Annotated in this window: 19 protein-coding genes; 11 read left to right on the top strand and 8 right to left on the bottom strand. The window is 68.8% G+C overall.

Annotation, left to right across the window (positions count from 1 at the left end; all coding sequences use genetic code 11):
• Positions 1-83 precede the first annotated feature (83 nt).
• A complete protein-coding gene (locus ACX114_RS28335) occupies positions 84-560 on the bottom strand; it encodes a peroxiredoxin (RefSeq protein ID WP_459289577.1) in 477 nt (158 codons plus the stop codon).
• Between the two features lie 121 nt (positions 561-681).
• On the opposite strand from ACX114_RS28335, the gene ACX114_RS28330 reads away from it, so the two are divergent.
• The 4 genes from ACX114_RS28330 to ACX114_RS28315 all read left to right on the top strand — a co-directional run bounded on the left by ACX114_RS28330 (position 682) and on the right by ACX114_RS28315 (position 6,501).
• Complete coding sequence (locus ACX114_RS28330; protein ID WP_459300310.1) at positions 682-1,836, top strand: YcaO-like family protein; 1,155 nt, start codon at positions 682-684, stop codon at positions 1,834-1,836.
• A gap of 209 nt (positions 1,837-2,045) precedes the next feature.
• Positions 2,046-3,215, top strand: a complete 1,170-nt coding sequence (locus tag ACX114_RS28325) for a TfuA-like protein (RefSeq protein ID WP_459289575.1) — start codon at positions 2,046-2,048, stop codon at positions 3,213-3,215.
• Positions 3,216-3,595: 380 nt separating this feature from the next.
• Entirely contained in the window at positions 3,596-5,473 is a 1,878-nt protein-coding gene (locus tag ACX114_RS28320; protein ID WP_459289573.1) for a serine/threonine protein kinase, read from the top strand.
• 119 nt (positions 5,474-5,592) lie between these two features.
• Entirely contained in the window at positions 5,593-6,501 is a 909-nt protein-coding gene (locus tag ACX114_RS28315) for a DUF2381 family protein (RefSeq protein ID WP_459289571.1), read from the top strand.
• Between the two features lie 14 nt (positions 6,502-6,515).
• Here the strand turns inward: ACX114_RS28315 and ACX114_RS28310 are convergent, their stop codons facing one another.
• On the bottom strand, positions 6,516-7,427 hold the full coding sequence (locus tag ACX114_RS28310) for a type VI immunity family protein (protein WP_459289570.1): 912 nt from the start codon (positions 7,425-7,427) through the stop codon (positions 6,516-6,518).
• Entirely contained in the window at positions 7,427-7,996 is a 570-nt protein-coding gene (locus tag ACX114_RS28305; protein WP_459289568.1) for a hypothetical protein, read from the bottom strand. The genes ACX114_RS28310 and ACX114_RS28305 overlap by 1 nt, the downstream gene beginning before the upstream one ends.
• Positions 7,997-8,036: 40 nt before the next feature.
• Between ACX114_RS28305 and ACX114_RS28300 the strand changes: the two genes are divergently transcribed.
• On the top strand, positions 8,037-8,198 hold the full coding sequence (locus ACX114_RS28300; protein WP_459289566.1) for a hypothetical protein: 162 nt from the start codon (positions 8,037-8,039) through the stop codon (positions 8,196-8,198).
• 77 nt (positions 8,199-8,275) lie between these two features.
• Positions 8,276-9,049, top strand: a complete 774-nt coding sequence (locus ACX114_RS28295; protein ID WP_459289564.1) for a DNA-methyltransferase — start codon at positions 8,276-8,278, stop codon at positions 9,047-9,049.
• Here ACX114_RS28295 and ACX114_RS28290 read toward each other — a convergent pair.
• Positions 9,028-9,666 carry a hypothetical protein gene (locus ACX114_RS28290; RefSeq protein WP_459289562.1) on the bottom strand — a complete coding sequence of 213 codons (639 nt, stop codon included), beginning with the start codon at positions 9,664-9,666 and terminating at the stop codon, positions 9,028-9,030. The two genes, ACX114_RS28295 and ACX114_RS28290, sit on opposite strands and share 22 nt — an antisense overlap.
• 71 nt (positions 9,667-9,737) lie before the next feature.
• Between ACX114_RS28290 and ACX114_RS28285 the strand changes: the two genes are divergently transcribed.
• The 3 genes from ACX114_RS28285 (at position 9,738) to ACX114_RS28275 (ending at position 13,543) form a co-directional block, all read left to right on the top strand.
• Positions 9,738-11,015 (top strand): dicarboxylate/amino acid:cation symporter, encoded by a 1,278-nt coding sequence (locus ACX114_RS28285; protein WP_459289560.1) that lies wholly within the window; start codon positions 9,738-9,740, stop codon positions 11,013-11,015.
• A 74-nt stretch (positions 11,016-11,089) separates the two neighbouring features.
• Complete coding sequence (locus ACX114_RS28280) at positions 11,090-11,572, top strand: FKBP-type peptidyl-prolyl cis-trans isomerase (RefSeq protein ID WP_459289558.1); 483 nt, start codon at positions 11,090-11,092, stop codon at positions 11,570-11,572.
• 69 nt (positions 11,573-11,641) lie between these two features.
• Positions 11,642-13,543, top strand: a complete 1,902-nt coding sequence (locus tag ACX114_RS28275; protein ID WP_459289556.1) for an OPT family oligopeptide transporter — start codon at positions 11,642-11,644, stop codon at positions 13,541-13,543.
• 39 nt (positions 13,544-13,582) lie between these two features.
• On the opposite strand, the gene ACX114_RS28270 is transcribed toward ACX114_RS28275, so the two are convergent.
• The 3 genes from ACX114_RS28270 to fusA form a co-directional block, all read right to left on the bottom strand.
• Positions 13,583-14,404: a flagellar motor protein MotB gene (locus ACX114_RS28270; RefSeq protein ID WP_459289554.1), complete on the bottom strand. Its 822-nt coding sequence runs from the start codon at positions 14,402-14,404 to the stop codon at positions 13,583-13,585.
• Between the two features lie 202 nt (positions 14,405-14,606).
• Positions 14,607-16,547, bottom strand: coding sequence for an ABC-F family ATP-binding cassette domain-containing protein (locus tag ACX114_RS28265; protein ID WP_459289552.1), 1,941 nt, complete (start codon positions 16,545-16,547; stop codon positions 14,607-14,609).
• Positions 16,548-16,650: 103 nt separating this feature from the next.
• The gene (fusA, locus tag ACX114_RS28260; protein WP_459289551.1) at positions 16,651-18,768 is read right to left on the bottom strand and encodes an elongation factor G; all 2,118 of its coding nucleotides are present in this window, start codon (positions 18,766-18,768) and stop codon (positions 16,651-16,653) included.
• A gap of 157 nt (positions 18,769-18,925) precedes the next feature.
• Between fusA and ACX114_RS28255 the strand changes: the two genes are divergently transcribed.
• Positions 18,926-19,288, top strand: a complete 363-nt coding sequence (locus tag ACX114_RS28255) for a nuclear transport factor 2 family protein (RefSeq protein ID WP_459289548.1) — start codon at positions 18,926-18,928, stop codon at positions 19,286-19,288.
• Positions 19,289-19,298: 10 nt separating this feature from the next.
• Complete coding sequence (locus ACX114_RS28250) at positions 19,299-19,637, top strand: hypothetical protein (RefSeq protein ID WP_459289545.1); 339 nt, start codon at positions 19,299-19,301, stop codon at positions 19,635-19,637.
• Between the two features lie 15 nt (positions 19,638-19,652).
• On the opposite strand, the gene sthA is transcribed toward ACX114_RS28250, so the two are convergent.
• Positions 19,653-21,056 carry a Si-specific NAD(P)(+) transhydrogenase gene (gene sthA, locus ACX114_RS28245; protein ID WP_459289543.1) on the bottom strand — a complete coding sequence of 468 codons (1,404 nt, stop codon included), beginning with the start codon at positions 21,054-21,056 and terminating at the stop codon, positions 19,653-19,655.
• Between the last annotated feature and the right edge of the window lie 14 nt (positions 21,057-21,070).

Raw genomic sequence — 21,070 nt, 5'->3', positions numbered from 1 at the left:
GAAGGTTATTTTCCGCCCCATTTTTCGCCTCCGGGGACATGCGGGAGGCGTCCGCTACCGGGCAGGCGGGCGGGCGCAAGGCCTCAGGCGGAGGCGGTGTCGCCGCCCGGGGTGGGGTGGGCCTGGAGGTACTTCAGCACGTCATCCAGGTGGCGGTAGACGCGCACCTCATGGTGGATGACGTGTTCCACGACGCCGTCCGCGCCGACGATGAAGGTGACGCGCCGGTCGATGTTGAGGACCGGCCACAGCACGCCCCAGGAGCGGCTGATCCGCCGTTCATCGTCTCCCAGGAGGGCGAAGTGGATGCCTTCCTGTTCAGCGAAGTCGCACTGGGTGGTGAGCGTGTCCACGGAGACGCCGACGAGCTCAGCGCCCAGCCTGCGGATCCGCTCGTGGTTGTCCCTGAAGGCGCGGTTCTCGATGGTGCAGCCCACGGTGAAGGCGCGGGGGAAGAAGAAGAGCACGACGCGCCGGCCTCGCAGCTCCGACAATCGAACGGTCTGCCCATGGCAGTCGGTCGCTGCGAAGTCCGGTGCGAGTTCTCCGACGGCAATCATTCGATGCGCGCTCCATCCCGAGACGGCGGGGGCTGTCCCTCCCCTACCACGTTTTCCCCGTCATCCCATGCCGCGCCGCGCCGGGTGTCCGCTAAGGTGCCCCTCCGTGTCGCCTGCCTTGATGGAATCCATCTCCCCCGCCTTTCTCGATGCCCTGTCTCAAGGTCTGGGAGTGACCCGGGTCGCCCGGGTCACCGGCCTGGACCGCACCGGCGTGGAGGTCGCCTGCGCGGTGCGTCCGGGTGGACACGTGCTCCAGGTGTGTAATGGCAAGGGGCTGACGTTCGAGGCCGCGGCCCGGGGCGCGCTCTTCGAGACCGCGGAGCTGTGGGCGGCGGAGACGGTGCGGCCGGAGCGGCTGCGCTGGGGCTCCCGGACGGAGCTGGAGAGGGCGGGCGACACGGTCTGGGGCGTGGAGTCGCTCGGGTCGGCGGGCGCGGTGGTGGCGCCGAGGCTCGCGGGGCCGGCGGTGCGGCTGGCGTGGTGCGAGGCGCGGACGCTGGACGGGGACGAGCGGGTCTGGGTGCCGGCGCAGGGGGTGTACTGCCCGCCTGCCGGAACGGTGGAGCTGGGGCCGGTGTCGGTGGCGTGGACGACGAATGGCTCCGGGGCGCATCCGGAGTCGGACCCGGCGCTGCTGCACGCGCTGCTGGAGGCCACGGAGCGCGACCAGTTGTCGCGGGCCTTGCCGGAGGGCTGGTCGGAGGAGGGGGTGGTGGGGCGGATGCTGCGGCCGGAGGCCTTGGAGGACGGGGCACCGCGCACGGCCGCGCTGAGTGACGCGCTGAAGGCCCAGGGGTTTCGGGTGTACCTCTTCGATGTGACGCCCGCGACCCGGACAAAGGGAAGGGTGGGGCTGCCCGTGGCGGCGGCGATACTGGTGGACGCGGACGAGGGCCCGGTGCCGCTCACGGCCGGCTATGCGTGCGCGATGGACCGGGATGAGGCGTTGCTGAAGGCCTTGCTGGAGGCCGCGCAATCGCGGCTGACGGACATCCACGGAGCCCGTGAGGACGTGGCGGCGGCGGACCGCGACGCGGCGCTGGGGTTCGCCCAGGCGCTGTCGGAGGTGCGGCCCCGGCGGGCCGTGGACGCGATGCCGGACGTGGCGGACCGGCGTGCGAAGACCGCGGCGGCGAAGGTGCGCACGGTGTTGTCGCTGCTGGACGGAGCGGGGTTCAAGCAGGTGGCAGGCGTGGTGCTGGAAGCACCAGTGCCCGGGCTGCACGTGTGGAAGGTCGTGGTACCGGGCATGCGCGTCTCGGAGCTCCTGTGAAGCGGCGGTCAGGTGGGAAGGGGACGGGGGCCGTCCAGGATGCCGCGAGCAAGCCAGCACGTGATGGCGCTCATGCGAAGCGCGGCGATACCGGGGCCATGGCGCCTGCACGTGAAGGGGCTCGCGTGAAGCGCAAGGGGACCAGGCCCATGGATCCAGGTGCCCCGGCAGCCGGGCGCAACGCGGGGCCTGCACCTGATGGGAGTCGCGTGAAGAGGCGGCCGGAGGACCTGGTGGTGTTCCTGGGGCCATCGTTGCTCGCGGCCGAGGCGCGGCGAATCGGGCCGTGCACGGTGTTGCCTCCCGCGCGCCAGGGGGACGTGTGGCGGGCCCTGTCGCTCAAGCCCCGCGCGCTGGTCCTGGTGGACGGCGTCTTCGAGGCGCAGCCGTCCGTGTGGCATCACGAACTGCTCGCGGCGCTGGAGGCGGGAGTGGCCGTCTTCGGCGGCGGCAGCATGGGCGCGCTGCGTGCCTCCGAGCTGTCTGAACACGGCGTGATCGGCGTGGGACGCATCTTCGGCTGGTATCGCGACGGCGTGGCGGTGGACGACTCGGAAGTGGCGCTGCTGCACGCGGACGCCGAACACGGTTGGCGCCCCCTCACGGTGCCTTTGGTGAACGTGCGGCACGCCGCAGAGACGGCACTGAAGGCCCGAGTGCTGGGACGCTCCGGAGCACAGGCCCTGGTGGACGCGGCCGCGGGCATCTTCTACCAGGAGCGCTCCTGGACTCGGATCCGCGAGGCCGTGGAGCCCGCGTGGACCCGGTCCGTGCGTGAAGCCTGGGACGCATGGTTCGCGGGCGGTGTGGAGGATCTCAAGCGACTGGACGCCATCGAGTGCGTGCGCGCGGGCGCGGAGTTCGTGAGCCGTGCACCTCCGATGCAACCTGGGGCGCGGCGCAATCCTTCGTCGCTGGTGCGGCGCCGGCGCTTGATGGAGGACGTGACGCGCGTGGGGCCGCGCGCCGTGGACTCCGGGCGCGTGATGGAGCTGCTGCGCGGCGCGCCCGATGCGGAGGCATGGGCAGAGGCCGGCCTGCGGCGGGCGTTGCTCGCGGGCTGGGCGCGTTCGCTGGGGCTCGACGCGACGGAAGACGAGATCGCCGCGGAGGAGGTCGCGTGGTGGAACGAGCGGAACGTTCGTACCTCGCGCCGTGAGGCCTTCCTCGCCGCGAACGGGCTCGATGCGCTTGAGCTGCGCCGCCTGTGCGAAGCCCGCGCGCTGGAACGCCTGGCCTTGAAGCACGCATCGCGCCTGCTGCCGGATGGTCCCTCCTGGGACGAAGCCCTGGCTTCCGAGGCCCGGTTGGGCGGCCAGTGGGAACATGCCGCCCGCGCGCTGGCGGAAGCGGACGACACGTCCGACGAAGGCGAATAGCCGGCCGGAAGACGGGCCCCCGCGCAATCCCAGACAGGGCCTGCTGTCGCATCTGGACGGGCTGAAACTTGTTTCACGAAACCCAGGCTGCCTGGCGGGTTGGACGCCCGTTCAGGGTCGACCCCCCTGCTGCGTCACGAAAAAACGTGACAGCCCCGCAGGGCCAGATAGGGTCAACCCCGGAGGTTGTCCGCATTGAACACCGCTCCCTGGGTGGTTCCGCCAAGTGGGTCCGCGCCGTCATCGGCCGGGCACGCTCGCGGATTGCGGGGAATCCGACCTCCGCGGTGGGGTATGGCAGGGAAGGCGCCCTCGCCGGTCCTGAAAACCCGGGTGGTCGTCCCCACCTCCCAGGTTGTGTCACGGCTTGAGTCAGGGTCATGACCTCGCCGCTCCACCCGGACCAGCTTGAAGTCGGCCACAGTGTCGGCCCCTGGCGAATCGTCGGGACGCTTGGCGCGGGTGGCTTCGGCCGGGTGTTCAAGGTGGAGCGGGGCGGGCATGTCTACGCGCTGAAGCTCGCGTTGCGTCCGGCGAACCAGCACGCCAGCGATGAGGAGGACGTCAACGGGCGGATCGCGCGGGAGGTGGCGGCGCTGCTCGCGTGCGCTCCGCATCCCAACCTGCCGCGCGTGCACGCCGTGGATCGCTGGCCGGAGCCACCGGACGGCTACCTCTTCCACGTCACCGACTTCGTGGACGGCGAGACGTTCCACGAGTGGCGCTGGCGGGTGAAGCCCTCCGCCGCGCACCTGCTGACCGTCTACACGGAGGTCGTGCGGGTGGTGGCGGATCTCCACCGCAGGGGCGTACATCACCGCGACCTCAAGTCGGACAACCTGCTCATCCGCCGTCTGGATGAGCGCCCCATCCTCATCGACCTGGGCACGGCGCGCATCCCGGGAGCCTCCACGCTGACCGTGGGTGTCGCGCCCGCGTCGCCGCATCTGCTACCGCCCGAGTGCGTGACCTTCCTGCGCGAAGGCTCCTGGAAATCTGGAGCGAACTTCGATGCGGGCATCCCGGGTGACCTCTACGCGCTGGGCGCGCTGCTCTACGAGTCCCTGACGGACGGCTACGCCTTCGACCCACGCCTGCCCTACGAGCGATTGCTGCCCGCCATCGAAGCAGTGGTGCCGCGCGCTCCGAAGGACATCAACCCCAAGGTCCCCTCCAGCCTGTCGGACATCGCGATGCGGCTGCTCTCCAAGCGCCCCGAGGATCGCTACTCGGGGACGGAGACGCTGCTGCAAGCGCTGTGGGACGCGGCGAAGGACAAGCGCCACGCGGACTGGAAGGTCTCGCTGGACGTCCCGGCGGATCCGGATGAGGCCGGGCTGGACCGGGGCGTCGTGTCGCTGTCGCAGTTCCCTGGGAGCTCTCCGGCGCTGACAGCGCAAGCCCGTGAGCCAGCGCCGTCGGAACCGTCCTCACCCGCTGAGGCCGTCGAGCCGAAGCGGCGCCGTCGTTCCGGCGCGGTGCTTGGCCTGGGAGCACTCCTGCTGGGCTTCTTGATCTTCGGGCTGGCGCGACTGACGCCGGACCGGCCTCCACCTGCCGTAGCGCCTGTGTCTGAGAAAGGAAGTTCGTCCGTGACACCAACCCCGAGTCTTCCCGATGCCGCCGTGCTTGCGGTGGCGTCTTCCCCGGATGCGGGTGTTTCCGCTGCGGTGGAGCCGACTCCGCCCGCGCCCACCGAGGTTGCGACCACCTCCGTGAAGCCCCTGCGAGCGGACGGCGGTGTCATCCGGAAGATCGCTGGAGCGGCCGTGGCGGCTTGCGTGGGCGTGTCGTGCGCGGGCGGCAGTGCCAACAGCCCCAGGGATCGGAGCGAACCGTGCCCGGCGGGAGCCAAGGAGGCCATGGCGGAATTGAGGACCGGCCATGTTGTGTGGAACGGCCTCTGGCTGGCGGAGTCTCAGAGATTCGAGACGGAGATCCGTGAAGGCCCCCTCCTGGGTACCGTCCATCAAGAGGCGGCGATGCGCGGTGCCTTGCCGATAGGGACAAAAGTGAAGGGTCGCGCGGTGTTCTACCCGGAAGTCACCCGGTTGCTCTTCACGGAAGCCACCCTACCTGACGGGAGGGTCTTCCCCATTTGCATGGAGTACTTCGACAAGAGGGCCGTTCAAGTCGGCCACGCAAAGGACATGGAGGGCTACTCCCCGGACACCGCCACGACAAGGTGGGTGCCGAACCAGTTGTTCGGTCTGAGGGCGGTCCAACGCCTCAACGTGTACCAAGAGCAGATTAAGTAGGCACTTCGCCGCATCGACGCCTACTCGTGGAGGCGAGTCATCCGCGAACAGCGGGTACGCGTAACGCCCCGTGATAGAAGGGAGCTCCTGCTGCCCCGGTTCGAGGAGCCCTCCCCACCGTGCCCTCCTGTCTGTTCGTCGCGCTTCCGGTTCTTCTCTGGTCGACCCATGTATTGGCGGCTTCTCCCGTCGGGAACGATGCGGTGGAGGGGACGCTCCGGATGGAAGTGGGAGCGGACGGCGTGGGGCAGCGCCCCATCCACATTGGGCCTGGGATCAGCACGACGCTTCTCTTCGATACCGACATCCAGCAGGACCAACTGAGCCTGGAGTCACGAGCACAGTTCGCACGGGTGAGTACGGGCAGTTCGGTTCTCGTGCTCGTGCCGTCCAATGATTTGCAGGGGGGGGACAGCTTGAAACTGTCCGTTCCCTTCAAGGATGCGGGCTCGGCGCTTCCCGCAAGGTTGTCTTTGACCTTGGTGGTGGATTCACGTGCCGTGGATCGGCAGGTGGAAGTCTACCGACGGGGGCGCTCCGCGGAGTCGTACCGCCAGGAAGTGCAGCAACTTCGCGCGGAGATCGAGCGCTTGCGGCAGGAACGCGTTTCCTCAGGAGGAAGCGTGCGTGAGCCTATGGGACTTCGGGGGCTCCTGATGGCCTCGACGTCGCTTCCTGGCATCGGGGTCGATGATAACTGGAGGCTCATCAAGTGCAGGCGCCCGTGCTCATTCCAGTTGGAGAGAGGTGCGGTGTTCACGTCAGGCCCGCGGAGGGCCGTGCAGTTGGTGCTGAGGGCTGCCGACAAGAAGCCATGGATCATCGGGAGGGCCGTGCTGGTGGACCGGCAGGGAAAGGAGTGGCAATCCTTTCCGCCCATTCAGTCCGGACCCATCACGGCCGAGTCTGAGGCGACCTTGATCCTGGAGTTCGATGTCAACAACGCGGAACTGGAGGGCTATCAATTGCGCGTCACGGATGTAGATGGCGCCCGGACGGTGCAGTGGAGTGGCATCAACTTCCCCTGAGCCTGAAGCCTGGCTCAGTCCAGGAACCGGCGCTCCCATCTACGCAGGGCGTCGTTGGCTCGGTCACGGCGTGAGACCTCGCGAGCCGCGAACCAGGGCTCCAGGATGCGCGCCAGTTCCCGGTGTGCTGGCAGCATGCGTCCTTCATCAGTGTCGCCCGCGTCGGGTTCGGCACCCAGGGTGACAACGGCACGGTCTTCCCCCAGAGCCAGCACGGAAGTCCCCGGTGCCTGGAGGCGGGCCTCCAGCGCGGAAGCGCCCCCCAGCGCTTCGAGCACCGGCGGGCCCAGGAAGTTCATCCAATGGACGCCCTGGACCTTTTCTCCCACTGAGTAGGCATTGTTGCGTTCATCCGGCACGTCCATGCCTGGATAGCGAAGTCCAAGTTGAAACATGTGCTGCATCAAATCCTTCATGCCCAGCCAGGCATGGAAGGAGGGGCCTGCATGGCCGGAGTTGAAGGGCAGTGGCTTCGCCAGGGAAAGAGCCAGCTCTCGGAATGGAACGTGGCCCTGGGATTGGAGCCGATGGGCCGGAAGCCAGAAGGAGACCGCGCAGGCATGCCGTCCCGGTGCGCGGCGGCTCTCCGGTGAATCCAGGTCAACGCCTCGGTAGAGGAATTGATGGTCAACGAGGCTTCCGTAGCTGTCCCGCAAGTGGATGAACGGGGCCGAATGCGTCAGCAGTTCCTGATGAATTGATTCGAGCGCGGAGTCATCCAGGATGCGCCATTCGCCTTCATGGTCGGGGTACCACGTCAGTGCCTGGCGCCCGACAGCATGGAGGTAGGTCCTCAATGCCTGTGAAATCAGGGGGGCCAGTTCTCGATGCGAGCGCCGCATGTAGAAGCAGATGCTGAGCCCTGCCTTCATGATGACAGAGCCATTGCCCGCGACCACTTCGACAGAGGGCAGGATCCCGGGCATCAGTAAACTCCCAAGATGGGTGAGACGCGGAAGGCATCGACGCCCAAGGCCTCTTCATACATTTCGCCCTGGAGGCGGTCCTCCCAGGGATGCCCTTTGGGGTACTTCCGCCAGCTACCTTCCTTGCCAATAGGGCAGGGAAACTTGAAGTCGTAGCTCGCTTCAGGGTGAAGCGGGTCTCCGAGATGAATGACCAAGTCGGGGACGAGCGTCCCACGGAGCTGCGCTGTTCGACCTGAACGGAGCATCGTCTGCTCTTCTCCAGATGTGACCAGTTCCAAGGAGTTTGCCTCCTGGTCGTATCGGTAGCGCTGTTCCAGGCTGAATCCACCGGGCCGCTCAACGGACAGGTGCTCCTGAACGCAGCGGAGGGCCACCTCGTGCTTCTCCCGGCCCAACTGCATGGCCCGGGTGATGGGTTTGCCCGCCGCATCCGTCCCGACCTGCTCCTCGCACTGCTGCGCTGTAGGCGTCTTGCCGTCGAGCAACCGCAGATTCACCTCTTGGTCCGCCAGGGTCGCGCACTTCTTCAGGATTTCATGCAGGCGGCTTTGGGTCGCCGCATCCATGACCTTCAGCGCCCCTGCCACGGATGCACCGGCTTGCGCCGTGGTTCGAACACTCGCGGGCATGGCCGCGCAGTACGCGGGGTTGTGCCGGCACGCGTTCGTGCCTGAATCCAGCGTCTGCTGGTACTCCCGCCGCGTCTGTCCGCCGCCCGCGGACTGGCACCCGCAGAGCAGCAGCCAGGCCAGCAGGGCCGCCGTGTGACGAATCCTCATGCCCACCGAGCGTGCCAGAATCCCGGCACCCCCGCCCTCATGCCGGGTAGGGTGCGGCTCCACACGATGACCTCCGACCTCACGCCCGAATCCCTGCGCTGCGTCCGCGCCGACGCGCGCGAGCCCGAGGGCTACCGGGCCGCCCTCGGCGACACCCGCGCCTCGCTGCTCCACACGGACCCGCCCTATTGCCTGCTCACCCGGCGCCGCAAGGGCGGAGACCTGCGCGACCCCCGCGCGAACAAGAAGATCGACCGCAACCCCATCGTCCGCTTCGAGTCCGTGCGCGACTACCGCGTCTTCTCCGAGGCCTGGCTCACCCGCGCCACCGCGCACCTCACCCCGGACGCGCCCCTCATCATCTGGACCAACCTGCTGGGCAAGGAGCCCATCCTCACCGCCGCCCACGGCCTGGGCTACACCCACCTGCGCGGCGAATACGTCTGGGGCAAGCGCACCACCGACAAGAACGCCAACGAGCAGCTCCTGCGCGTCTACGAGGTCGCCCTCGTCATCGCCCGCACGCCCGCGCCGCCTCTCGCCCCCGGAGACGCCCCCACCGTGTGGGCCGTCGTCGGCGGCTACGACGATGACGCCGAGGCCACGCAGTGGGGCGGCCACCCGCACCACAAGCCCTTCTCCGTGCTGGAGCCCCTGGTCCGCACCTGGAGCCGCCCCGGTGACACGGTGCTGGATCCCTTCGCGGGCAGCGGCTCCATGCCGTCCGCCGCCCTGCGCCTGGGCCGCCGCCCCGCCTGCATGGAGGTCGAACCCGAGTGGGCCGAGCGCGTCACCCACCGCCTGCGCGAGACCGCCCGTCAGCTCGCCAGCGCCCGGTAGAAGCGCGTCTCGCTCCACCGGGGCACGTCCGTGGGACGGTGGTCCCACCAGTTCATCACCAGCGTGCGCCGCTCGCGCGAAGGCCCCGGCAGCTTGCCGTCAGGCACCTGGTTGTTCGCGTCCAGCACCCCGTGCGTCAGCGTCCCGTCGAACACCACCAGCCGGTTGGGGCGCGGCGCCACCAGCGTCAGATCCTCCAGCCGCTCCGGCGCGAGCGACGGGTTCTCGTCACACGGCGGCTCCCGCGTCACCGCCAGCGCGCCGCCCCGCACCCGGTTGAGGAACAACACCGACGAGCGCACCGGGTGCACCAGCTTCCCCGTGGCCAATGCCAGCCGCTCGTCCCGGTCCTGGTGGAAGTCCACCCGCACGTCCGTGGCCCGCATCCGCGACAGCCACCACTCCACGCCGGAAATCTTCCAGCCCTTCGTCACCCGGGGCCGCAGCGTGTGGATGACCTCCTCCACCACGTTCTCCGGGGGCCCGAAGGCGTACCAGAACGTCGTCTGGTACGTGTGACGCAGGCGCTCTCCCTTCAGGTCCCCCACGCGGCGGGACAGCCGCTGGAAGAGGGGCAGGGGCAGGGCGGGCTCGGTGAGCTGGACGAGGGATTCCACGATGGGGCGGAAGCTTTCTCCTGAACGCGAGGTGGGCGCCACCCCCTTTCACCGGTAGGCTTCGCCCCCTCATGAAGCCCCATCAGAAGATGCTCCTCGGGATTTCCATCGGCGCGGCGGCCGGGCTCGTCTGCAACGCCGTGTTCGGGAGCGCGGACTGGCTCACCTGGCTCGTCGAGCACGTCACCAACCCCCTGGGGCAGATCTTCATCCGCCTGCTCCTGATGCTCGTCGTGCCGCTCCTGTTCTCCGCGCTCGTGGTGGGCGTGGCGGAGCTGGACCTGAAGCAGGTGGGCCGCCTGGGCGCCCGCACGCTGGGCTACACCGTCGTCTTCTCCGTCATCTCCGTGGTCATCGGCCTGTTGCTCGTCAACACGCTGCGGCCCGGCGACGGCCTGAGCGACGAGGCCCGCGCCCTGGCCCGCACGGGCACGACCATCAAGCCCGCGCCGCCCCCTGGGGACACCTCCGCGGGCGCGCTCTTCATGTCCATGGTGCCCACCAACCCGCTGAAGGCCGCGGCGGACGGGGACATGATTGGCCTCATCGTCTTCTCGCTCATCTTCGGCCTGGGCCTGGCGCTCACGCCGGGGGAGCCCGCGCAGCGGCTCAAGGACGTCGTCCAGGGCCTCTACGACGTGATGATGAAGCTCATCGACGGGGTGCTCAAACTGGCCCCCGTGGGCGTGGGCGCGCTCCTGTTCTCCATGACGGCGCGCCTGGGCTTCCACATCCTGGGACAGCTGGCGTCGTACGTGGGCGTGGTGCTCCTGGCGTTGGGCATCCACATGTTCGTCATGTACTCGCTGTCCGTGCGCTTCCTGGGCGGACGCAACCCGGTGGAGTTCTTCCGCTCCTGCCGGCTGGCCATCGTCACCGCCTTCTCCACGTCCTCCTCCAGCGCCACGCTGCCCACCGCCCTCAAGGTGGCGGAGGAGAACCTCAAGCTGCCGCGCAACGTGTCGCGCTTCGTGCTCACCGCCGGCTCCGCGATGAACCAGAACGGCACCGCGCTCTTCGAGGGCGTCACCGTGCTCTTCCTCGCGCAGGTGTATGGCGTTCCGCTGGGGCTCACGCAGCAGGCGACCATCATGTTCATCTGCGTGCTGGCGGGCATTGGCACCGCGGGCGTGCCCGCGGGCTCCATCCCCGTCATCGCGATGATCCTGGGCATGTTCAACATCCCCGTGGAGGGCCTGGGCCTCATCCTCGGCGTGGACCGCTTCCTGGACATGTGCCGCACCGTGCTCAACGTCACCGGAGACCTGGCGGCCGCCGTGTACGTGTCGCGCGGCGAGCCCCCCGACCGGCCGGTCGGCGAGGAGGCGGCGCAGTCACCTACTGCCTGACGTGGCATCACCCCGGTTCCACCTTTGACCGAAGTCCCATCCGCCGTCCTACGCATCCAAGGAGCTTGAGCCGCATGAAAGTCGCAAACGGTCGCGTCGTCGCGCTCGACTACCGCCTCCACCTGGGAGACGGGCAGATCATCGACCAGAGCGCCCCGAATCAGCCGCTCGCCTATCTGCATGGGCACAAGCAGATCGTCCCCGGCCTGGAGGGCGCGCTGGAAGGCCTGGGGGTGGGGGACAGCAAGCAGGTGGTGGTGACCCCGGAAACGGGCTACGGCGTCCACAAGCCGGAGGGCGTGCGCAACGTCCCCCGCACCATGCTGCCCACCACGTACCTGCCCCAGGTGGGCGGCACGCTGATGGCCCAGACGGAGGACGGCGACGTCCCCCTGCGCATCATCGCCGTGAACCCGGACCACGTCGTGGTGGACCTGAACCACCCGCTCGCCGGCAAGACGCTCCACTTCGACGTCACCGTGCGCGAAGTGCGTGACGCGACGCAGGAAGAGCTGGCCCACGGCCACGTCCACGGGCCGGGCGGCGCGCACGGGTAGTGCCTTTTCCATCCGTGGGGCACGGAGCGTTTCGTGCCTCCGGGGGGCGTGCACTATCTTGCGCCCCCCATGGTTCCTCCCGTCCCGAACCCCAGCCAGCTCCGCGTTCCCGCGCCCGACCCCGGCGCCGTTCCCGACCGGCCCGGTGCCTCCGCGGCCATGGACCCGGAGCTGTACTGGCGGGAGCACGTCTACCAGGGCGGCGCGCGGCAGCTCACCGTGCGCGCCGTCATCGCGGGCATGCTCATTGGCGCGGTGATGTGCCTGTCCAACCTCTACGTCGTCCTCAAGACGGGCTGGAGCCTGGGCGTCACCATCACCGCCTGCATCCTGGCCTTCGCGGTGTTCGGCACGCTGCGCTCGCTGAACCTGCTGCGCAACGAGTTCACCGACCTGGAGAACAACGCCATGGGCTCCGTGGCGTCCGCGGCGGGCTACATGACGGGCGGCGGCAACATGGCCGCGGTGCCCGCGCTCCTGATGCTCACCGGCACGCTGCCGTCCTCCGGCTGGCTGATGCTGTGGTTCGCCGTCATCTCCGCGCTGGGCGTCTTCGCCGCCATCCCCATCAAGCGCCAGCTCATCAACATCGAAGCGCTGCCGTTCCCCACCGGCACCGCCACCGCGGAGACCATCCGCGCGCTGCACGGCCACGGTGAGACCGCCCGCAACAAGGCGCGGCTTCTGGGCCTGGCGGGGCTGGTGGGCGCGTTCCTGGTGCTGGTACGCGACGCGCGCTTCACCTGGCTGAAGAACCTGCCGGAGAAGGTGAGCCTGCCGTTCACCATCCTGGGCCGCGAGGCGGGCAAGTGGTCCCTGTCCTTCGACTTCAGCCTGCTGCTCATCGGCGCGGGCGCGCTGGTGAACTTCCGCACCGGCTGGTCCATGCTCCTGGGCGCCATCCTCAACTACGGCTTCCTGGCGCCGGCCATGTTCACCCAGGGCGTCATCCCGGAGGTGACGTACAAGGCCATCAACGGCTGGTCCCTGTGGACGGGCTCCGCGGTGCTGGTGTCCTCCGGCCTGCTGTCCTTTGCCTTCCAGTGGAGGAGCGTGGTGCGCTCCTTCTCCGCGCTGGGCTCGCTGTTCGGCAAGAAGCCCCAGGAGGGCGCGGGCGCGGATCCGCTGGCGGACATCGAGTGCCCGCCGGCCTGGTTCCCGCTGGGCTTCGCGCTGCTGGGCCCCGTGGCCGTCTTCCTCATGGCCTGGCTGTTCCAGATTCCCTGGTGGGCCGGCGTGCTCGCGCTGCCCCTGGCGGTGGTGATGGGCGTCGTCGCGTCGCGCGTGACGGGAGAGACGGACACCACGCCCACCAAGGCGCTGGGCCCCGTCACCCAGCTCATCTTCGGTGGCCTGGCGCCGGGCAACATCCCCGCCAACGTGATGAGCGCCAACGCCACGGGCGGCGTGGGGCTGCACTCGGCGGACCTGCTCACGGACCTGAAGTCCGGGTGGCTGTTGGGCGCGTCGCCGCGTCAGCAGTTCGTGGCGCAGTTGTTCGGCGTGGTCGCGGGCGCCATGGCTGTGGTGCCCATCTTCAAGCTGCTGGTGCCCACCGCGGACGTGCTGGGCACGGAGCAGTTCCCCGCGCCCGCGTCCATGGTGTGGGCCGGTGTGTCGAAGATGCTCGCCTCGGGGCTGGCCGCGCTGCACCCCACCGCGCGCATGGGCGCCCTGTGCGGCGCGCTCCTGGGCATCGCGCTGGTGCTGCTGGAGCGCTGGGCCCCGCCGAAGATGAAGGCCTTCATTCCCTCCGCGTCCGGCCTGGGACTGGCCATCGTCATCCCCGGCTCCAGCTCCATCAGCCTCTTCGTGGGCGCGACGCTGGCGGCGTTCCTCCGGCGCGTGAAGCCGAAGCTCGCGGAGGACGCGGTGCTGCCCGTCAGCTCCGGCTTCATCGCGGGCGAGAGCCTCCTGGGCATCGTCATCGCGATGGTGAAGGCCTTCGGCTTCATGCCGACGAAGTGGTGAAGGCCTTCGGCTTCATGCCGAAGTAGGGGACGGGCCTGCTCAGTCCACCTTGCTGGTGGCGAAGGACGCGCCCGCGACGAAGCGGAAGGTGGGCGTGTCGAACCCGGCGCCCACGCCCGGGCCGCCCATCACGTACAGGTCCAGGTTGGACAGGGCATGGCGGCGGATGGCGATGAGCAGCTCCGCCCCCACCCGGCCCCCGTTCAGCGGGATGCCCGTGAGCACGCTCACCTCGCCGCGCGTCGTCTCGCCGTGCAGCGACGTCACCGTGGCGCCCAATCGCAGCTCATTGCCCACGATGTCTTTCGGGTCGTAGGACACGGGGCCCAGGTCCTGGCGCTTGCGCAGGAAGACACCGGCCTCGCCGCCCACCTGGAAGCCCTCGCCCACGTAGCCCAATTGCAGACGCGGCTGCCACGCGTAGTCCTCGTGCGCCTGCGCCTCGCGGCTGCCCACCGGCAGCCCCGCGGTGAGCCCCACCGACAGGTTGATGGGGGCGCCCTTCGACTGGCGCAGCAGCGCCGCCCGGGCCGTCAGCCACGGCGTGGCGATGCCGCCGGTGTTCGGCCCGAAGTACTCCAGCGTGGGCTTGCCCCCCTGCGTCAGGACGAAGGGCAGCTCGCCGCCCACCTCCAGCCAGGACAGCACGCCGAAGCCCACTGTCAGGTGGGCGGTCATCTTGTTCTCGACCAGCCCCGTGCCTTCGCCGGGCTCCCAGCGCGTCTGGAAATGCATGGGCAGCTGCTCGTAGTGGTAGTTCAACGCCACACGCAGTTGCCCGGACTCCAGCGTCCGGCCCGTCCCCACCACCAGCGACCCCAGCGCCGCCGGGTCCAGGCGCAGGCGTTGCAGGTCGAACATGGGCAGCGGACTCTTGGGGCCGCTTTCCAGGGCGTGAGCGGAGAAGGGGACGGACAGCAGGGCAGCGGCGAGGACCGAGGCCGGACGGAACACGTGACGACTCCCGAGGCGGAGGGACGCGGACTCTAGCCAGAGTCCCCCGCCGCGAAAATCATGCACGGGTGCCACCGATTGATGGTTGCCCCGCGCAAATATCGCCGCGTCAGGCAGTCCCGGCCGCCAGGTCCTGCAATTCCTGCCAGCGCGTATAGAGCCGGTCCACTTCGGCGGTGGTGGCCTCCAGTGCCTGGTTGACCTCCGCCACCTTGGAGCCCTGGCTGTAGACGGCGGGGTCGGCCAGCTTCGCCTCCAGCTCCGCCTTGCGCTTCTCCGCGGCCTCGATGGTGGCCTCCATGCCGTCCAGTTCGCGCTGGTCCTTGTAGGAGAGCTTCCCGGGCTTCTTCGGCGCGGGCTTCTGGGCGGGCTCCTCGCGGGCCTCGTCCTTCTTCGGCTCGTCCTTCTTCTGCGCGGCGGCTGCCTTGAGCGCGGCGGCCTGCGACTGCTCGCGCAGCCGCTTGTACATGTCGTAGTTGCCCTCGTAGCGGGTGACCTTGCCCTCTCCGTCGAAGGAGAGGATGGCGGTGGCCACCTTGTCGAGGAAGTACCGGTCGTGCGTCACCAGCAGGGTGCTGCCGGCGAAGTCCAGGAGCAGCCGCTCCAGGATGTTGAGGGTGACGATGTCCAGGTCGTTGGTGGGCTCGTCCAGGACCAGGACGTTGGCGCCCTCCAGGAACAGCCGCGCCAGCAAGAGCCGGTTGCGCTCGCCGCCGGACAGCGCGCCCACCTTCATGCGCTGCATGGGCACCGGGAAGAGCAGGTCCTCCAGGTAGTCGCGCAGGGCCACCTTCCGGTCCGCCAGCTCCACGTGGTCCTCGCCGTTGGAGGCCGCGTCGTACACCGTCTGCTCTGGGTCCAGCTGGGCGCGCTGCTGATCGTAGTAGGCGACCTTGGTGTTCTTCCCGATGACGAGCTTGCCGCTGTCCGCGGGAATCTCCCCCAGGAGCACGCGCAGGAAGGTCGTCTTGCCCACGCCGTTGGGGCCCAGGAAGCCCACGCGCTCGCCGCGCTGGAGGCGGAAGTCCACGCCGTCCAGCACCTTGCGGTCCCCGAAGGACTTCTTCAGCCCTTCGGCCTCGATGACGGTGTGGCCCAGCCGGGGCGCCGCCACCACCTTCAGGTCCGCCACCTTGGGACGCTGGAAGCCCTTCTCCGCCAGCAGCTTCTGCGCCCGCTCGATGCGCGCCTTGCTCTTGGTGCGCCGTGCCTCCGGGCCTTTGCGCAGCCACGCCACCTCCTGGGCAATCCAGCGGCCGCGCTTGTGCTCCGCGACTTCCGCGTTCTCCTGGGCCACGAGCTTCTGCTCCACGTAGGCCGCGTAGTTGCCGGGGTAGGAGATGAGGCCGCCGCCGGGCTGGATCTCCACGATGCGATCCACCAGGTCATCCAGGAAGTAGCGGTCGTGCGTGACGAGCAGGAGCGCCCCGGGCAGCTTGTCCAGCTCATCCTCCAGCCAGTCCACGGTGTCCGCGTCCAGGTGGTTGGTGGGCTCGTCCAGGAGCAGCAGGTCCGGGCGCGTGAGCAGCGCGCGGGCAATGGCCACGCGCTTCCTCAGGCCTCCGGACAGCTGCGCCACCGGCCGGTCCCAGTCCTTCACGCCCAGGCGGTCCAGCAGCGTCTTCGCGTGGTGCTCCGTGTCCCAGCCGCCCGCCTGCTCGATGCGGTCGCTCAGCGCGGACAGCTGCTCCAGCATCTTCGGGGTGGCGTGCGCGGGGTCCGCCTCCAGCCTGCGGGACAGCTCCGCGTGCGCGTCCAGCGCCTCCTTCAGCGGCGCCTGGGACACGGCGAGCTCGCTCTGCACGGTGGCGCCTTCGGGGAACTCGGGCTCCTGGGGCAGGTAGGTGACGCGCGCGCCCCGGCGCAGCTGCAATTCGCCCAGGTCCGGCTTCGCCGCGCCGGCCAATATCTTCATCAGCGACGACTTGCCGGAGCCGTTGACGCCCACGAGGCCCACGCGCTCACCCTCCTCGATGGTGAAGGTGAGGCCCTCGAAGACGGTGCGGCTGCCGAAGGCGAGCTGGACGTTGGCGGCGCGAAGCAGCGTCACGGAAAGGAACCTTTCGAAAAGGGGGAGGGGAAAAGCGAAAGGGCGCCCCCCACTTGAAGCGGGGAGCGCCCTTCCTACAGCCAGTGCGGCGTGGGCACCCGGACTACTTGCGGGCAGCCTGCTCCGCGGCCTGCTTCTCCTTGTACTGCGCCATCAGGGCCTCGGCCTCGTTGCGGGGCACGGGCAGGTACTTGGCGAACTCCATCGTGAACTCGCCCTTGCCCTGGGTGGCGGAGCGCAGGTCCGTGGAGTAGCCGAACATCGTGTTCAGCGGCACTTCGGCCACCGCCGTGACGTAGCCCTCGGCCGTGCCCGTCTCCAGGATGGTGCCGCGGCGCTGGTTCAGCTGGCCGACGACGGAACCCTGGAAGTCTTCCGGAGCCGTGACTTCAACCTTCATGATCGGCTCGAGGATGACCGGCTTGGCGGCGGCGTAGCCCTCGCGGAAGCCCATGATGGCGGCCGTCTTGAACGCCATTTCGGACGAGTCGACCGCGTGGAACGCGCCGTCGTTGATGACCACGCGCAGGCCCACCACGGGGAAGCCGATGAGGCTGCCCTTCTTCACGGCCTCCTGGAAGCCCTTGTCGCACGCGGGGATGAACTCGCGCGGGATGGAGCCACCGACGATGTCGTCCACGAACTCGTACTGCTGCACGGCGTCCGCCGGCAGGGGCTCCACGTAGCCGCACACGCGCGCGAACTGACCCGAACCACCGGTCTGCTTCTTGTGCGTGTACGCGAACTCGCCCTTCTGGGAGATGGTCTCGCGGTACGCCACCTGCGGCTTACCGGCGACCACCTCGCAGTTGTACTCGCGCTTCATGCGCTCGATGTAGATCTCCAGGTGGAGCTCGCCCATGCCGCTGATGATGGTCTGCGCGGACTCTTCGTCACGGCGCACGCGGAAGGTGGGGTCTTCCTTGTGGAAGCGGTTGAGCGCCTTGGAGAAGTTCGCCAGCGTGTCGCGGTTCTTCGGCGTCACCGCCAGCGAGATCACCGCGTCCGGCACGAACATGGACGTCATCGTGTACTGCACGGTGCCGTCGGTGAACGTGTCGCCGGAGGCGCACTCGATGCCGAACAGCGCGACGATGTCGCCGGCCGTGGCCTCGTTGACGTCGTGCATTTCCGACGCGTGCATGCGGACGATGCGCGGAACCTTGACCTTCTTCTGGTTCACCTGGTTGATGATGAAGTCGCCCTTGCTCACCTTGCCCTGGTACACGCGCATGTAGGTGAGCTGGCCGTAGCGACCGTCTTCCAGCTTGAACGCCAGGCCGACGAAGGGCTTGGCCGGGTCCGACTCCAGGATGACCTTGGCCTCGTTGTTCTTCTGGTCGAGGGCCTCGTTGGTCGCTTCCTTGGGGTTGGGCAGGTAGCTGCACACCGCGTTCAGGAGCAGCTGCACGCCCTTGTTCTTGTACGCGGAGCCGCACATCACCGGCGTCATCTTCAGCGCGATGGTGGCGCGGCGCACGGCGGCGCGGAGCTGATCCTCGGTGATGGAGCCCGGGTCCATGAGGAAGGCCTCGCCCAGCTCGTCGTCGACGTTGGCGATGCCCTCGATCATCTCGTCACGGCGCAGCTTGGCCTCGTCCAGCATGTCCGCCGGAATGGCCTCCTCGCGAATGTTCTCGCCGTTCTCGCCGTCGAAGTAGAACGCCTTCATCGAGAGCAGGTCGATGAGGCCCTGGAAGCGGTCCTCCGCGCCGATGGGGTACTGGAGCTTCACCGCGTGGTGGTCCAGCTTCTCCTTCAGCTGCGCGGCGACGCGATCGTAGTTCGCGCCCGAGCGGTCCATCTTGTTGATGAACGCGATGCGCGGAACCTTGTAGCGCTTCATCTGGCGGTCCACCGTGATGGACTGCGACTGCACGCCCGACACGGAGCAGAGCACCAGGATGGCGCCATCGAGAACGCGGAGCGCGCGCTCCACCTCGATGGTGAAGTCCACGTGTCCCGGGGTGTCGATCAGGTTGATGTTGAAGTCGCCCCACATCGCGTACGTGGCGGCGGACTGGATGGTGATGCCCTTCTCACGCTCCAGGTCCATCGAGTCCATGACCGCGCCCACGCCGTCCTTGCCGCGGACCTCGTGGATCTCGTGGATCTTGCCCGTGTAGAACAGGATGCGCTCGGACAGCGTCGTCTTGCCCGAGTCGATGTGGGCGGAGATACCGATGTTACGAATCTTCTCGATGGGTACGTTGGAGGCCACGATCCGGTCCTTCTTCGATTGAAAAAATTGCCTGAGGGAACAGAGCAGGCGGGGCCCTTACTTCCCACAGGACCCAGTTACCAGACAAATCCGCATGACGCGGGGCGTACATCCGCCTACTTTCCGCCGTCCCTGTTCCGACTGAGGTCTCATAACAATGAGCGCGAGCGAAAACTTCTCCCTGGCCCGGGCCTGGCTCCAGGCCTTCAACGCCCACGACGTCACCGCCCTGGTTTCGCTCTACGCGGAGGATGCAACACACACCTCGCCCAAGATTCGCGTTCTGCATCCGGACACGGGCGGGCGCCTGGTGGGCCGGCCGGCCCTGGAGCGGTGGTGGAGGGACGCCATCGCCCGGCTGCCGGGCCTGCGCTACGAGGAGACGGCCCTCACGGCGGACGGGGACCGGGTGTTCATGGAGTACCTGCGCCACGCCCCCAATGAAGCGCCCATGCCGGTGGCGGAGGTGCTGGAGGTGAAGGGCGGGCGCATCGTCGCGTCGCGCGTCTACCACGGCTAAGGTGCCCCCCATGGCGACCCCCAATTTCGACCGGGACTTCGGATACCTGCTGCCCTTCATGGACAAGGTGGCGGCGGCCGCGGCGGACCTGCCGGACGCGGCCGCCCGCGAGGAGCTGGTGCGGCTGGTGGCGGAGGAGAAGGTGCGCTGGGAGCGGATCCGCTCGCTGCTCCAGGGCGCGCCGGGGCAGGGCGGCGGTTCGAAGGGGGCGGCCCCCAGGGTCGCGGCCTCGAAGGCCCCCGCGCCCGCCGCCGCGCCCCCGCTGGCCCGGGTGTCCTCGGACGGTGTGAACCGGGTGGCCCCCCGCGAGTCGGGCCTCACGGTGGGCAGCCTCAAGGACTCGCGCTAGCGGCTCCGCGGTGGATCAGGCGCTGCTCACGCGGACCTGATCCAACGCGTCGTAGGTGGCGGCCTTGTAGGCCTCCGACAGCGTCGGGTAGTTGAAGCAGGTCTCCACGAAGAGCTGCGCGGTGGCGCCGGTGAGCAGCGCGGTGAGCCCCACGTGCACCAGCTCCGAGGCCTGCTCTCCCAGCACGTGCACGCCCAAAAGCTTCATGTCGTCGCGGTGGAAGAGCAGCTTCAGGAGGCCCTGTTTCTCCCCGATGATCTGCCCGCGCGGGTTGGTGTCGAAGGTGGCGCGGCCGACGACGTAGGGGATGCTCCGCGCGCGCAGCGACTCCTCCGAGTCGCCGGCCATGGACACCTCCGGGATGGTGTAGATGCCGTAGGGCAGGATGGGCGTGAGCGTGCGCTTGCCCGGGCCGAACGCGTGCTCCACCGCGATGCGGGCCTGCTCCATGGACGTGGAGGCCAGCGCGGGGAAGCCGATGACGTCCCCCACCGCGTAGATGTGCGGCACGGCCGTCTGGTACGCGAGCCCCACCTCGATCTGGCCGCGCTTGCCCTGCTTCACGCCCAGCGCCTCGATGCCCAGGCCCGCGGTGTTCGCGGTGCGGCCGGAGGCGACCAGCACCTGATCCGCCTCCAGCACCTCGCCCGTGGACAGCTGCAGGCGGATGGGCTCCGAGTGGGACTCCGGCACGTGCGCGGACTCCACCGTCTGGCCCAGGCGCAGGCGGACGCCCAGCGTCTCCATGCAGTCGCGGAGCAGTTGGCCAATCTCCGCGTCCAGGAAGTTGAGCAGGTCGTTCTTCACCTCCACCAGCGTCACCGGGATGCCCAGCGCGGCGAACATGCACGCGTACTCGCAGCCGATGACGCCGCCGCCCACCACCACCAGCGTGCGGGGCAGGGTGGTGATGTCGAGGATCTCATCCGAGTCGTGCACGCGCGGGTCGCCGAAGGGGTACATCGGCGGGCGGTACGGAGTGGAGCCGGTGGCGATGAGGACGGTGCCGGCGGAGAGCCGGGCGACCTCCGCGCCCTCGCGCTTCACTGCGACGGTGTGCGCGTCCACGAAGGAGCCGGCGCCCTGGAACAGCGTTACGCCATGGCGCTGGAGGTTCTTGTGGATGCGCTCGCGCTCCATCTGCTTCACGCGGCGCTCGCGGAAGAGGAAGTCGGAGACGGTGGCCTCGTGGCGCAGCGTCGCGTCCACGCTGTAGAGCCCGCGCGCCTTGAATCCGGACAGGTGCAGCGCCGTCTCGCGCAGCGTCTTGGAGGGAAGGGTGCCGGTGTTGGCCGCGGTGCCCCCGAGCACCGGCTCCCGCTCCACCACCGCCACCCGCTTCCCCGCGAGAGAGGCCTGCACCGCGCCCCATTCCCCCGCGGGGCCTGATCCGATGACCACCAGGTCGAAGTCCGCCATGGGCCCACCCTAAC

It is taken from the genome of Corallococcus sp. M7, from assembly GCF_054512695.1.
This window is presented reverse-complemented; position numbering and strand designations above follow the sequence as displayed.

Excerpts from the sequence above, each read along its gene's own strand:
- ACX114_RS28280 (WP_459289558.1), top strand. The coding sequence starts at position 11,090 with ATGAAAGTCGCAAACGGTCGCGTCGTCGCGCTCGACTACCGCCTCCAC.
- sthA (WP_459289543.1), bottom strand. The coding sequence starts at position 21,056 with ATGGCGGACTTCGACCTGGTGGTCATCGGATCAGGCCCCGCGGGGGAA.
- ACX114_RS28250 (WP_459289545.1), top strand. The coding sequence starts at position 19,299 with ATGGCGACCCCCAATTTCGACCGGGACTTCGGATACCTGCTGCCCTTC.
- ACX114_RS28270 (WP_459289554.1), bottom strand. The coding sequence starts at position 14,404 with ATGTTCGACCTGCAACGCCTGCGCCTGGACCCGGCGGCGCTGGGGTCG.
- ACX114_RS28330 (WP_459300310.1), top strand. The coding sequence starts at position 682 with ATGGAATCCATCTCCCCCGCCTTTCTCGATGCCCTGTCTCAAGGTCTG.
- ACX114_RS28285 (WP_459289560.1), top strand. The coding sequence starts at position 9,738 with ATGAAGCCCCATCAGAAGATGCTCCTCGGGATTTCCATCGGCGCGGCG.
- ACX114_RS28310 (WP_459289570.1), bottom strand. The coding sequence starts at position 7,427 with ATGCCCGGGATCCTGCCCTCTGTCGAAGTGGTCGCGGGCAATGGCTCT.
- ACX114_RS28305 (WP_459289568.1), bottom strand. The coding sequence starts at position 7,996 with ATGGATGCGGCGACCCAAAGCCGCCTGCATGAAATCCTGAAGAAGTGC.
- ACX114_RS28335 (WP_459289577.1), bottom strand. The coding sequence starts at position 560 with ATGATTGCCGTCGGAGAACTCGCACCGGACTTCGCAGCGACCGACTGC.
- ACX114_RS28320 (WP_459289573.1), top strand. The coding sequence starts at position 3,596 with ATGACCTCGCCGCTCCACCCGGACCAGCTTGAAGTCGGCCACAGTGTC.
- ACX114_RS28275 (WP_459289556.1), top strand. The coding sequence starts at position 11,642 with ATGGTTCCTCCCGTCCCGAACCCCAGCCAGCTCCGCGTTCCCGCGCCC.
- ACX114_RS28255 (WP_459289548.1), top strand. The coding sequence starts at position 18,926 with ATGAGCGCGAGCGAAAACTTCTCCCTGGCCCGGGCCTGGCTCCAGGCC.
- ACX114_RS28295 (WP_459289564.1), top strand. The coding sequence starts at position 8,276 with ATGACCTCCGACCTCACGCCCGAATCCCTGCGCTGCGTCCGCGCCGAC.